Annotated in this window: 12 protein-coding genes; all 12 read left to right on the forward strand. The window is 63.1% G+C overall.

Annotation, left to right across the window (positions count from 1 at the left end):
• The first annotated feature begins 47 nt into the window (after positions 1-47).
• The 12 genes from ACWFUC_RS16760 (at position 48) to ACWFUC_RS16815 (ending at position 12,248) form a co-directional block, all read left to right on the forward strand.
• Positions 48-713, forward strand: coding sequence for an amino acid ABC transporter permease (locus tag ACWFUC_RS16760; RefSeq protein ID WP_039788129.1), 666 nt, complete (start codon positions 48-50; stop codon positions 711-713).
• On the forward strand, positions 713-1,486 hold the full coding sequence (locus ACWFUC_RS16765) for an amino acid ABC transporter ATP-binding protein (RefSeq protein WP_245201944.1): 774 nt from the start codon (positions 713-715) through the stop codon (positions 1,484-1,486). Before ACWFUC_RS16760 ends, ACWFUC_RS16765 begins: the two co-directional genes overlap by 1 nt.
• Positions 1,476-2,135, forward strand: a complete 660-nt coding sequence (locus ACWFUC_RS16770) for a HutD/Ves family protein (RefSeq protein ID WP_489625465.1) — start codon at positions 1,476-1,478, stop codon at positions 2,133-2,135. The genes ACWFUC_RS16765 and ACWFUC_RS16770 overlap by 11 nt, the downstream gene beginning before the upstream one ends.
• Before the next feature lie 97 nt (positions 2,136-2,232).
• Entirely contained in the window at positions 2,233-3,699 is a 1,467-nt protein-coding gene (locus ACWFUC_RS16775) for a formimidoylglutamate deiminase (protein WP_489625466.1), read from the forward strand.
• Positions 3,700-3,718: 19 nt separating this feature from the next.
• Complete coding sequence (hutG, locus tag ACWFUC_RS16780; RefSeq protein WP_489625467.1) at positions 3,719-4,516, forward strand: N-formylglutamate deformylase; 798 nt, start codon at positions 3,719-3,721, stop codon at positions 4,514-4,516.
• A 159-nt stretch (positions 4,517-4,675) separates the two neighbouring features.
• On the forward strand, positions 4,676-5,113 hold the full coding sequence (locus tag ACWFUC_RS16785; RefSeq protein WP_039788122.1) for a universal stress protein: 438 nt from the start codon (positions 4,676-4,678) through the stop codon (positions 5,111-5,113).
• A 224-nt stretch (positions 5,114-5,337) separates the two neighbouring features.
• A complete protein-coding gene (gene nhaA, locus ACWFUC_RS16790) occupies positions 5,338-6,534 on the forward strand; it encodes a Na+/H+ antiporter NhaA (protein WP_489625468.1) in 1,197 nt (398 codons plus the stop codon).
• 491 nt (positions 6,535-7,025) lie between these two features.
• Positions 7,026-7,151, forward strand: coding sequence for a hypothetical protein (locus ACWFUC_RS16795; protein WP_255475291.1), 126 nt, complete (start codon positions 7,026-7,028; stop codon positions 7,149-7,151).
• Positions 7,152-7,579: 428 nt separating this feature from the next.
• A complete protein-coding gene (locus ACWFUC_RS16800) occupies positions 7,580-8,524 on the forward strand; it encodes a sugar ABC transporter substrate-binding protein (RefSeq protein WP_039788120.1) in 945 nt (314 codons plus the stop codon).
• A gap of 92 nt (positions 8,525-8,616) precedes the next feature.
• A complete protein-coding gene (locus ACWFUC_RS16805) occupies positions 8,617-10,185 on the forward strand; it encodes a sugar ABC transporter ATP-binding protein (RefSeq protein WP_134222354.1) in 1,569 nt (522 codons plus the stop codon).
• Positions 10,186-10,236: 51 nt separating this feature from the next.
• Positions 10,237-11,223 carry an ABC transporter permease gene (locus ACWFUC_RS16810; protein WP_121040189.1) on the forward strand — a complete coding sequence of 329 codons (987 nt, stop codon included), beginning with the start codon at positions 10,237-10,239 and terminating at the stop codon, positions 11,221-11,223.
• An 11-nt stretch (positions 11,224-11,234) separates the two neighbouring features.
• Positions 11,235-12,248: a LacI family DNA-binding transcriptional regulator gene (locus tag ACWFUC_RS16815; protein ID WP_489625469.1), complete on the forward strand. Its 1,014-nt coding sequence runs from the start codon at positions 11,235-11,237 to the stop codon at positions 12,246-12,248.
• Positions 12,249-12,281: the final 33 nt, after the last annotated feature.

A 12,281-nucleotide genomic window follows, 5' to 3' on the forward strand; every position in this document is an offset into this window, starting at 1 on the left:
TCCGCCAGCCGTGACCGGGCAAGCGACTCCTTTTGCCGGAGCACTTCATGAAACTGGACTTTTCGGGCGTCTGGGACAGTTGGCCCTCGCTCCTCCACGGCACCATGGTGACCGTGGAAATCACCGCCGCCTCGCTGGTGCTGGGGTGCGTGCTGGGCCTGCTGACCGGCCTGGGGCGGCTCAATCCGCAGCGCCGGCTGTTGTATGGTCTGTGTACTTTCTATCTCACGCTGGTACGCGGCACCCCCTTGCTGGTGCAGCTGTTCCTGTGGTTCTTCGGGTTGCCGCATGTGGGCGTGATCCTGCCGGCGTATGTGTGCGGCATCCTCGGGCTCGGCATCTACAGCGCTGCCTATATTTCGGAAATCGTGCGTGGTTCGATCCAGTCCATCGAACGCGGCCAGATGGAAGCGGCACGCTCGCTGGGCTTGCCTTATCGGATGGCGATGCGCCGCGTGATCCTGCCGCAGGCCTTCGTGCGCATGATTCCGCCGCTGGGCAATGAATTCATCGCGCTGATCAAGAACTCGGCACTGGTGTCGCTGCTGACCATTGCCGACCTGATGCATGAGGGCGAGAAGATCATCAGCATTACTTACCGCTCGCTGGAAACCTATCTGGTCATTGCCCTGATCTATCTCGTGCTGACCAGCGTGACCACGCTGGCGCTGCGCCGGATCGAGAAGGTCCTGCGCTCCGAAGGGAGGGTGTGATGGAACACAGCGTGGTCGATATCAAAGGCTTGCGCAAATCCTTCGGCAGCCATCTCGTGCTCAAGGACATCGATTTTTCGGTCGCCCCAAGTCAGGTGGTCGTCATCATCGGCCCCAGCGGCAGTGGCAAGAGCACCTTGCTGCGCTGCCTGAACGGGCTGGAGACCGCCGAGGGCGGCACCGTGGTGGTCGGCGGCCATACGGTGGTCGAGGGCGGGCGCATGATGCCCGAAGCCATGCTCGATGCGCTGCGCGCCGAGGTGGGCATGGTATTCCAGTCCTTCAACCTGTTCCCGCACCTGAACGTGCTGGACAACATCACCCTGGCACCGACCTGCCTGCGCGGCGTGCCGCGCAAGGCGGCGCAGGAGCAGGGGCTGCGGCTGCTCAGGAAGGTCGGGCTGGAACACAAGGCGAAGGAATATCCCGGCACCTTGTCCGGCGGCCAGAAGCAGCGCGTGGCTATCGCCCGTGCGCTGGCCATGGAACCGAAGGTGATGCTCTTCGACGAGCCCACCTCGGCGCTGGATCCGGAGTTGGTCGGTGAAGTACTGCAGGTGATGCAGGACCTGGCCAGCGACGGCATGACCATGCTCATCGTCACGCACGAGATGGGATTTGCGCGCGAGGTGGCCGATGTGGTGGTGGTGATGGATCACGGGAGCATCGTCGAGTCCGGTCCGCCCTCCGAGATATTTACTTCACCGCGCGAGGCACGTACCCGCAGTTTCTTGCAAACCATGCTGGCCCGCGAGGTGGGTCATGCCGGGTAAAGCCCATGCGGTGGCGGGTTCCGGAGTGCCGCAGCACGGTGCGATAGCGTTCGTCGGCGAGCTGGCCAGCGTGGCGGCCGTCCCTTGGAAGAACGAGGGCGGGCAGACCCGTGAACTGTGCGTGGAGCCGCCGGAGGCCGACTTCGCCAGTTTTATCTGGCGGGCCAGCGTGGCCGACGTCGGTAGCGATGCAGATTTTTCCACCTTCGAGGGTATCGATCGCACCATCGTCCTGCTTGAAGGCGGCGGTTTCACGCTGCACAGCGAGGGACGGCAGGTCCACGATCTGGCGCACTGCTTTGCGCCGTACGACTTCCCCGGTGAGCAATCGATCCAGGTGCGGATGCATGGTGCGCCCACGCTGGACTTCAACCTGATGGTGCGGCGTGAAGTCGCCGAGGGCAGGGTAGTGATGCTGGACGAGCGCAATTCGCGTTGCCTGCCCAGCCACAGCGCTTTGTTGTACATGGCAAGAGGCGCAGCCTGCCTTTCCGATGAAGACGGTCTGCAACAGGCCTTGCGCGCCGGCCAGTTCGCGCGGCTGCAACCAGGGCACAGAGCGCGCATGCCCGATCTGCTGTGTGCGCCGGGGGCGGTGGTGCTGCTGGTCTGCATCGTCCCCAAGCAAAAGGAAGGCCAGCACATGTAAGCGTTGAAGCGCCGAGGCCGTTCTGATTCCACCCGCTGCAAGCGGCACAACGGTGTCCGGCATACACTACAAAACCGCCAGTATAAAAGGTGAGCATATGGCATCGCTTGGCGAACAAACACAGCAACACCTGCATGCACATCCACAGCCGCATGCGCACGCGCTCCCTCGCCAATCGGCGCGTGCCCTGTTTTGCCCGCTGGCCTTGCTGCCGGATGGCTGGCAGCATGACGTCCTGCTGCGCTGGGATGACTCCGGACGATTGATCGAGATCAGCGCCCGCAGCGCGCCTGGCACAGCAGCGCAGGCGTCCGGGCCGGTGATTGCAGGCATGCCCAATCTGCATTCGCATGCCTTCCAGCGCGCCATGGCCGGCCTGACTGAGGTCATGGGCAGTCCTTCGGATTCCTTCTGGAGCTGGCGCAAGCTGATGTATCGGTTTGCCCAGCGACTGCAGCCGGAGCATCTGCACGCCATTGCCTGCCATCTCTATATCGAGATGCTCAAAGCGGGCTATACCTCCGTCTGCGAATTCCATTATCTGCACCATGCCCCGGGCGGCAGCCCCTACGCCGACCGCGCCGAACTGGCGCTGCGGCTGATGCAGGCGGCGTCCGAGGCGGGCATCGGCATGACCCTGCTGCCGGTGCTGTACCAGTACGGCGGCTTCGGGGGGCAGCCGGGTTCGCAGGAGCAGGCGCGTTTCATCGCGACGCCTGACGACCTGCTGGCCCTGCGCGAGCGCCTGCTGCACGCCTTGCCGGAGAACCCGATGCGCCGCTATGGCGCAGCCCCGCATTCGCTGCGGGCGGTATCGCCGCAAGGCCTGGAAGAACTGGTCAGCGGCCTGCGCCAGCAGTCGGGAGGACGCGACGCTCCCGTTCACATCCACGTCGCCGAGCAGTGGCGCGAGATTCAGGATTGCCTGGCCTGGTGCGGCCAGCGTCCGGTGCAATTGCTGCTGTCGCTGCAGGACGTGGATGCGCGCTGGTGCCTGATTCACGCCACCCACATGGATCAAGGGGAATACCTGGATCTGGCCGCCAGTGGTGCGATCGTGGGACTGTGCCCGACGACCGAGGCCAATCTGGGCGACGGCATCATTGATGCCGGGCAGCTGTTGCAGTCCCGGACTCCCTGGGGCCTGGGCTCGGACAGCAATATCGCCATCAACCCGCGTTCCGAATTGCGGCTGCTGGAGTATGGACAACGCTTGCATCATCGCCGGCGCAACGTGCTGGCCTCCGAAGCGTCACCGGCCACGGCCGACCGCCTGTTTGCCCAGGCCGTGGCAGGCGGTGCGGCTGCCAGCGGCCGCGCGGTCGCCGGACTGGCTGTGGGGCAGCAGGCGGATTTCGTAGTCCTCGACGGGGACGACGTCAACCTGGCCGATCGCAGCCCCGGGCAATTGCTCTCGGCACTGGTGTTTTGCGAGCATGATGGCCAGCCCATCCAGGATGTCTACGTGGGTGGCCGCCAGGTCGTGGCCTCCGGGCAGCACCCCTTGCAGGATGACGCGCGCCGCGCCTATCGCCGCGCGATTGCCGAATTGTTGAAGGATTGAGGACCGCACGATGCCAGTAATGCCGCACGATATTTGCCAGCTGCACCAAGGTAGTTCGCCCCTGCTGATTTCCATGCCTCACGTGGGTACTCGTCTGCCGGAGGAGTTGCTGGCCTCCTATAGTACGGTTGGCCTGCAGGTGGACGATACCGACTGGCATATCGCCGAACTCTATGAGTTTGCCCTTGGCCTTGGCGCTTCCGTGATTCGTCCTTTTCATTCACGTTACGTGATCGATCTCAACCGGCCAGCGGACGGACAGAGCCTGTATCCGGGGCAGAACACCACCGGGCTGTGTCCGCTGACGACATTCGACAACCTGCCGCTGTACCGCGAGGGCTGTGAACCGGATGCCGCCGAGGTCGCACGCCGCCTGCAGGTCTACTGGCATCCCTATCATGCGGCTCTGCAGGCCGAACTGGCGCGCCTGAAGGCAGTGCATGGCTACGCGCTGCTGTGGGATGCGCACTCGATCCGCTCGGTGATTCCGCATCTGTTCGAGGGCGAACTGCCGGTCTTCAATTTCGGAACTGCCAGCGGTGCTGCCTGCGCACCTGGTCTTGGAGAAGACTTGCTGGCGCTGGCGCAGCAACTGGCGCCGCAGTTTCCCGCCGTACTCAATGGCCGCTTCAAAGGCGGCTACATCACTCGTCATTACGGCCAGCCCGCCCGGCAGGTCCATGCCCTCCAACTGGAATTGGCGCAGCGCAGCTACATGCAGGAGCACGCACCTTATGCGTTGCAGGCAGCGCTGGCAGATCAGCTCAAGCCGGTGCTGCAGGCGCTGGTGACGCGCTTCATGGCGTTTCATCCCTGATGCGAGCCTGCGCCCGTACCATTTGATCCAGCGCAAACGCAGGCCAGCTGCGGCGCTGCAGCCCGGGCGGCTTGATGCATGTCAAATCCGTTCATGCAGGCGAGGCTTAGTATGCAGTCATACCAAGTCAACGCAATCCAGTCACCTGCTGAGGTCATCATGTTCAAGAACATCCTGTTGGCAACCGATGGTTCCCGTCTGTGCAACGAATCCGTCAAGGCCGCCATCGCGCTGGCCAAGAGCTGCGGCAGCACCTTGGTTGGCTTGTCGGTAGCAGGCAATCTGCGGGCCTTGTCGATTCCTGAAGTCAGCGTCGGCGTGGATGTGGAGCGCACCGATGAAGCCGGTCGCGAACGTGCCCTGGCCAGCGTCGAGATGATCACCGCGATGGCCCGTGAAGAAGGTGTCCCCTGCACGGTGCAGGTGGCCCAGGGTGGACGTCCCTACGAAGAGATCATGCGCGTGGCCGAACGCGAGCACTGCGATGCCATCATCATGGCCTCCAAGGCCCGTTCCACGCTGGGCCGCCTGCTGCTCGGCAGCCAGACCCAGAAGCTGCTGGCGCATAGCAAGGTACCGGTGCTGGTTTATCGCTAATTGGCGAAAAGATGAAGAGATGCGCACCGCATGCGTGCGCATAGGGCGGTTGAAAATGCCGTCATGAAGGTTTGTGGTGTGGAGGGTCGGGCCGTTCCTGTGGAGAGGGACGGCCCATTTTTTTTGTCCGCGCATCGCGAGCCCCGGGGCCGAAAGTTTGGAGAAAGACCTCGGCCTTTGTTACAGTCAGGCCTTGTTTTGAAGACGACAACAAGGAGCCCGCATTGACCACATCCCCTCATCAGGCCCACGGCGGTAACGCATTTACCCGCTTCTTCGCGCATGAAGCCGCTGGCGGCATCGTGCTGGCCATCGCTGCGGTGCTGGCGCTGATCATCAGCAACAGCAGCTGGCGAGAAACCTACGAGGCCTTCACCCGGATTCCCGGCAAGGTCGACATCGGTGGTCTTGTGGTGTTGTCCAAGCCGCTGCTGCTGTGGGTGAACGACCTGTGGATGGCGGTCTTCTTCTTCCTGGTCGGTCTGGAAATCAAGCGCGAATTCGTCGAAGGCGAACTGGCCTCCCGCAAACAGGCCATCCTGCCGGCGGCAGCGGCCTTGGGCGGTATGGTGGTGCCGGCGGCGATCTATGCGCTCATCAACCTGGGCGATCCGGTGGCGCTGCGCGGCTGGGCCATTCCCGCGGCCACCGACATCGCCTTTGCGATCGGTATCGTGATGCTGCTGGGGTCGCGGGTTCCGACCTCGCTCAAGGTTTTCCTCACCGCCGTGGCCATCATCGATGACCTGGGCGCCATCGTGGTCATCGCGCTCTTCTATACCGACAACCTCTCACTGGGCATGCTGGCCGGGGCCGGGGTAGGGACGCTGGTCCTGTTGCTGCTCAATCGCAGCGGCGTGCGGCGCGCAGATATCTACATCGTCGTCGGTCTGGTGATCTGGGTGTGCGTGCTCAAGTCGGGCATCCACGCCACGCTGGCCGGGGTGGTCACGGCGCTGGCCATTCCCATGCGCGACGCCGACGACCAGCCGCTGGCGGGTGCCCTGGAGCATGGCTTGCATCCCTGGGTGGCCTTCCTTGTGCTGCCCATGTTTGCCTTCGCCAATGCCGGCGTGTCCTTCCAGGGCATGTCGCTGGGCAACCTGTTTGAGCCGATCCCGCTCGGCATCGCCGGCGGACTGCTACTGGGCAAGACCATCGGTGTCTTCGGTGCAGCCTGGCTGATGATCCGCAGCGGACTGGCCGCAGCACCGGCCGGTGCCAGTACCCGGCAGTTCATCGGCGTCTGCATGCTGTGTGGCATCGGCTTCACCATGAGTCTCTTCATCGGCGGCCTGGCCTTCCAGGGATTGAGTGCGGATTTCGAAGCCAAGCTCAAACTGGGGGTGCTGGGCGGCTCCATCCTGGCGGGCTTGCTGGGCACACTGGTCTTGTGGCGCAAAGAGATATCACCAGCGTGAACATCACGGTGCGCCGCATTTTCCATGCGGCCACTGTGCGTGTTGTCTATCAAAAATCTCATCAATACGCTTGAGACATACGAAAAGTCGCCATTTGGCGACGAAATATCGACTTTCTGTTTTGCGATGCAAAAAATTATATAAAAAATAATTGTTTGCACACCATTAGTGCGATTCCGGCCGGAAACGGGCTCCCGACAGGCTTCCGCTTCCACATGACGAAGTGAATCCCTACGACAACGAAATGCCGACCAGCAGCTCGGCCATGAATTGCTGCTGCGCAGAACAAACGATTGTTTACATCACCTTTTGGCAGTAGCAAGATACTTGCACGGGCCTGTAACGGCGCGGCGTGGAAGGGCGCCGATGCTGACACTACTGACAACAGCGCTCGCAGCAAGCCGGGGATATTGTCGTTTCGACATTTTCACCCCTTGGGACGATAAGCCAGGCGAATAACAGCCCGGCCATCAAAAGCAGAGGAGACAAGCATGAAACTGATGGAATTGCTCATGAGCTACGGTAGCCAGGCACTGGTGTGGTATGCGATGTACGTGATCGTGGGGAGCTGTGCCTTCGGAGCTTATGTCTGGCGCCGCACCCATTTCGGTCACTGACCTCCAAACATTCACCCTGACGCACGCCGGAATGAACGCCGGCGCTGCGTGATCGACGCCAGGCGAGGGTATCGGACCAGTGCTGGCCTGAAGCATGCCGCTTCCCATCCCGCGCAAGGGCGTGGACATGGGGGCTGTGCCGTGCTGGTCTTCCGCGCGTATCGTCGACTCGTCATTTGACACCTGCATTTGCCTGCCAGAACGGCGGGGAGCGTCTTGCCGGCGCTCCTCGCCGTTCGCCGTTTCGGCGGTGGAGAAGGGGCTGCAGCGGGCTTCCTCACGCAATCTCCAAGGATGAAAAAAAAGCTGCACCGCAGCTTTATTTTCTTATTTTGCGGTGCTATTCTCCTTTCCGCGCAAACGTTTGCGCACTTATAACGGCGTCTATCTTCTAGGAAACGCCGGCAACATCAATACTGGAGACCCAGATGAACAAATTCACCCGCCGCCATTTCGCCATCGCCGCCCTGGCATGTGCAGTCCTTCCCGGTGCCGCCATGGCACAGACTCCGGCCAAGCCCAAGGTGGCCCTGGTCATGAAGTCGTTGGCCAACGAGTTCTTCCTGAACATGGAGAACGGTGCCCGCGAATACCAGAAGGCCAACGCCAGCAAGTTCGACCTGATCGCCAACGGCATCAAGGACGAGCAGGACACCGCCAACCAGATCAAGATCGTCGAACAGATGATCGTTTCCAAGGTCAATGCCCTGGTGATCGCCCCGGCTGACTCCAAGGCCCTGGTGCCGGTGGTCAAGAAGGCCATCGACGCCGGCATCATCGTGGTCAACATCGACAACAAGCTGGACGACGCCGCCCTGAAGGAAAAGGGCATCACCGTGCCGTTCGTGGGCCCTGACAATCGCAAGGGCGCCAAGCTGGCCGGCGACTATCTGGGCAAGCAACTGCAAAAGGGTGACAAGGTCGCCATCATTGAAGGCGTGTCCACCACCTTCAACGCACAGCAGCGCACCCTGGGCTTCCAGGATGCGATGAAGGATGTCGGTGCGAATGTCGTGACTGTGCAGTCGGGCCAGTGGGAAATCGACCAGGGCAACAAGGTCGCCGCCTCGATCCTGAACGCGCATCCGGACATCAAGGCCATCCTGGCCGGCAATGACAACATGGCGCTGGGCGCCGTGGCCGCCATCCGCGCCGCTGGCAAGACCGGCAAGGTGCAACTGGTCGGTTACGACAACATCAACGCCATCAAGCCGATGCTGAAGGATGGCCGCGTACTGGCCACCGTGGACCAGTTCGCCCAGCAGCAAGCCGTCTTCGGCATCGAGACCGCCCTCAAGGCCGTGACCGAGAAGAAGCCGCAAAGCGCCCTGGGTGGCGTGGTCGAGACCAAGGTCTCGCTGGTCACCAAGTAATACCGACGCTCTCTGGCGTCTTCTCTGCAAGGTACCTGCGCCCGTGACCGGGCGCGGGGCTTTGCCTCTCCCTCCTTGTGCGCTACAGAACCATGCAGCCCAACGACTCTCCCTCCCAAGCTTCGCCCTTGCTGACCTTGTCCGGCATCGGCAAGAGCTACGCCGCACCGGTGCTCGATGGCATTGACCTGGACCTGCGTCCGGGCCAGGTGCTGGCCTTGACCGGCGAAAACGGCGCCGGCAAGAGCACGCTCTCCAAGATCATCTGCGGCCTGGTCGACGCCAGCGCCGGCGGCATGACGCTGGATGGCCAGCCCTATCAACCGACATCGCGCACGCAGGCTGAAGGCCTGGGCATCCGCATGGTGATGCAGGAACTGAACCTGATCCCCACGCTGTCGATTGCGGAAAACCTGTTCCTGGAAAAACTGCCGCGCCGCTTCGGCTGGATCGACCGCAAGAAGCTGGCCGAGGCCGCTCGCGCCCAGATGGAAGTGGTCGGACTCGGTGAGCTCGACCCGTGGACGCCGGTCGGCGACCTGGGCCTGGGCCACCAGCAGATGGTCGAGATCGCCCGCAACCTGATCGGCAGCTGCCGCTGCCTGATCCTGGACGAACCCACGGCCATGCTGACCAACCGCGAGGTGGAACTGCTGTTCTCGCGCATCGAGCGCCTGCGCGCCGAAGGTGTGGCCATCATCTACATCTCGCACCGGCTGGAAGAATTGAAGCGCATCGCCGACCGCATCGTGGTCCTGCGCGATGGCAAGCTGGTCTGCAATGACGACATCGGCCGTTATTCCACCGAGCAACTGGTGCAACTGATGGCCGGTGAGCTGACCAAGGTTGACCTCGATGCCGAACATCGCCACATCGGTGCTCCGGTGCTGCGCATTCGTAGCCTCGGGCGTGCTCCGGTCGTGCAGCCGGCCAGCCTGGCGCTGCATGCCGGTGAAGTGCTGGGCATTGCCGGCCTGATCGGCTCCGGCCGGACCGAACTCCTGCGCCTGATCTTTGGCGCAGACCGTGCCGATCAGGGCGAGATCTTCATTGGCGACAGCCAGCAGCCTGCGCGCATCCGCAGTCCCAAGGATGCGGTGAAGGCCGGTATCGCCATGGTCACCGAAGACCGCAAAGGGCAGGGGCTGCTGCTGCCGCAAGCCATCAGCGTCAATACCTCGCTGGCCAATCTGGGCAGCGTGAGCCGCGCCGGCATGCTCGATCACGCGGCCGAGAGCAGCGTGGCGCAGGACTATGTGAAGAAACTGCGCATCCGCAGCGGCAGCGTGGCGCAAGCCGCCGGCGAACTGTCGGGCGGCAACCAGCAGAAAGTGGTGATCGCCCGCTGGCTGTACCGCGATTGCCCCATCATGTTGTTCGATGAACCCACGCGCGGTATCGACATCGGCGCCAAGTCCGATATCTATCGCCTCTTCGCCGAACTGGCGGCGCAGGGCAAGGGCTTGCTGGTGGTCTCCAGCGACCTGCGCGAACTGATGCAGATCTGTGACCGTATCGCCGTCATGAGCGCAGGCCGCATTGCCGATACCTTCAGCCGCGATGACTGGTCGCAGGAGCGCATCCTGGCGGCCGCCTTCAGCGGTTATGTGGGACGCCAGGAAGCTGCCGCAGCGGCGCACGTGGCCGGCAATACTGCCTGAGTGGCCGCACTCTTCGGCCCGACTATCAACTGCCAAGAATCAACGAGACAGATGCAAACTTCTTCCTCTACCCCCGCCGCCAGCCGGCAAGCGGCCTACCTGGCCGGTTTCAAGAACTACCTGGGCCTGATCGCGGCCTTGCTGGCCATGTGCGTGATGTTCGCCTTCCTGAGCGAGAACTTCCTCAGTGCGGCGACCTTCATCACGCTTTCCAATGACATCCCGCCGCTGGTGGTGATGTCGGTGGGCATGACCTTCATCCTCATCATCGGCGGCATCGACCTCTCGGTCGGCTCGGTGATGGCACTGGCGGCCTCCATGCTGTCCATGGCCATGGTGCGCTGGGGCTGGCCGTTGTACGCTGCGGCCCCGCTGGGCGTGGTGGTGGCGGCGCTGTGCGGCACGCTGACCGGAATGGTCTCGGTGCACTGGCGCATTCCTTCCTTCATCGTCTCGCTGGGTGTGCTGGAGATCGCTCGTGGCCTGGCTTACCAGGTCACCAACTCGCGCACCGAATACATCGGCAGCGCGGTGGACGTGATCAGCTCGCCGATTCTGTTCGGCATGTCGCCGGCCTTCCTGTCGGCCATCGCCATCGTGATCATCGCCCAACTGGTGCTGACCCGCACCGTGCTGGGCCGCTACTGGATCGGCATCGGTACCAATGAAGAAGCGGTGCGCCTGTCCGGCGTGAACCCCAATCCCAGCAAGATCCTGGCCTTCGCCCTGATGGGCGCGCTGGCCGGTATCGCGGCGCTGTTCCAGGTCTCGCGCCTGGAAGCGGCCGATCCCAACGGCGGCGTGGGCATGGAGCTGCAAGTCATCGCGGCGGTGGTCATCGGCGGCACCAGCCTGATGGGCGGCCGGGGTTCCATCGTCAGCACCTTCATCGGCGTATTGATCATCTCCGTGCTGGAAGCGGGCCTGGCCCAGGTTGGCGTGAGCGAGCCGATGAAGCGCATCATCACCGGCGCCGTCATCGTGGTCGCCGTGATCCTGGACACCTATCGCCGTCGCGGCCAACGCCACGCCCGCTGAGCGAATTCGCCATGGCCACCATCAAGGATGTCGCCAGGCTGGCCGGGGTGTCCTACACCACGGTCTCGCATGTGCTCAACCAGACGCGCCCGGTCAGCAGCGATGCCCGTGAGCGCGTACTGGCCGCCGTCAAGGAACTGGACTACGTCCCCAGCGCACTGGCGCGGTCATTGCGCAGCAAGGTCACGGGCAGTATTGGCCTGATCATTCCCAACAACACCAACCCGTACTTTTCGGAGCTGGCACGCGGAATCGAAGACCACTGTTATGGTGCCGGCTACAGCGTCATCCTCTGCAATTCCGACGATGATCCCGACAAGCAGCGCGACTACCTGCAAGTCCTGCAGACCAAGCGCTGCGATGGCCTCATCATCGCCACCCTGAACCAGGCCGATCTCAATCCGGCGGGCAGGCTCGATATTCCGACCGTCCTGCTGGACCGTGCGCCCAAGGAACTGGACATCGATCTGGTCAGCACCGACAACGCGCTCGGCGGCAGCCTGGCGGCGCGCCATCTGCTGGACTTGCAGCGCCGCCACGTGGCCTGCATCGCCGGGCCGGATGGCCTGGAACTGTCGGACGAGCGCGTGCAGGGCTTCCGCCAGACCCTGCAGGCGGGCGGCCTGGCGCTGGCCGACGGCGACCTGCTGCATGCCGACTTCAGCGGCATCGGCGGTTATCAGGCTGCGATGCAATTGCTGCAGGGACGAGCGCAGGGCGCACGGCCGGATGCCATCTTCTGTTGTAACGACATGATGGCCATCGGCGTGTTGCGTGCCGCCGGTGAATTGCAGATCGAGGTGCCGGGCGAATTGTCGGTGGTAGGTTTCGACGATATCGAACTGGCGCAATTCGTCCATCCGCCCCTGACCACGGTGGCACAAAATACCCGCAAGCTGGGCAACCTGACGGCACAGTTCCTGCTGGAACGCATCGCCGACCCCAGCCTGCCGGCGCGCCGCGAGACGGTGGCGCCGCAACTCCAGCTGCGCGGCTCGACCGGCCCGCGCCGGAACCTGACCTGAACAAGAAACACTTCAACAGAGCACGAGAGAACA

This window comes from Herbaspirillum sp. Her4 (assembly GCF_057961335.1).

Excerpts from the sequence above, each read along its gene's own strand:
- ACWFUC_RS16785 (WP_039788122.1), top strand. The coding sequence starts at position 4,676 with ATGTTCAAGAACATCCTGTTGGCAACCGATGGTTCCCGTCTGTGCAAC.
- ACWFUC_RS16800 (WP_039788120.1), top strand. The coding sequence starts at position 7,580 with ATGAACAAATTCACCCGCCGCCATTTCGCCATCGCCGCCCTGGCATGT.
- hutG (WP_489625467.1), top strand. The coding sequence starts at position 3,719 with ATGCCGCACGATATTTGCCAGCTGCACCAAGGTAGTTCGCCCCTGCTG.
- ACWFUC_RS16765 (WP_245201944.1), top strand. The coding sequence starts at position 713 with ATGGAACACAGCGTGGTCGATATCAAAGGCTTGCGCAAATCCTTCGGC.
- ACWFUC_RS16815 (WP_489625469.1), top strand. The coding sequence starts at position 11,235 with ATGGCCACCATCAAGGATGTCGCCAGGCTGGCCGGGGTGTCCTACACC.
- ACWFUC_RS16770 (WP_489625465.1), top strand. The coding sequence starts at position 1,476 with ATGCCGGGTAAAGCCCATGCGGTGGCGGGTTCCGGAGTGCCGCAGCAC.
- ACWFUC_RS16760 (WP_039788129.1), top strand. The coding sequence starts at position 48 with ATGAAACTGGACTTTTCGGGCGTCTGGGACAGTTGGCCCTCGCTCCTC.
- ACWFUC_RS16775 (WP_489625466.1), top strand. The coding sequence starts at position 2,233 with ATGGCATCGCTTGGCGAACAAACACAGCAACACCTGCATGCACATCCA.
- ACWFUC_RS16795 (WP_255475291.1), top strand. The coding sequence starts at position 7,026 with ATGAAACTGATGGAATTGCTCATGAGCTACGGTAGCCAGGCACTGGTG.
- ACWFUC_RS16810 (WP_121040189.1), top strand. The coding sequence starts at position 10,237 with ATGCAAACTTCTTCCTCTACCCCCGCCGCCAGCCGGCAAGCGGCCTAC.
- ACWFUC_RS16805 (WP_134222354.1), top strand. The coding sequence starts at position 8,617 with ATGCAGCCCAACGACTCTCCCTCCCAAGCTTCGCCCTTGCTGACCTTG.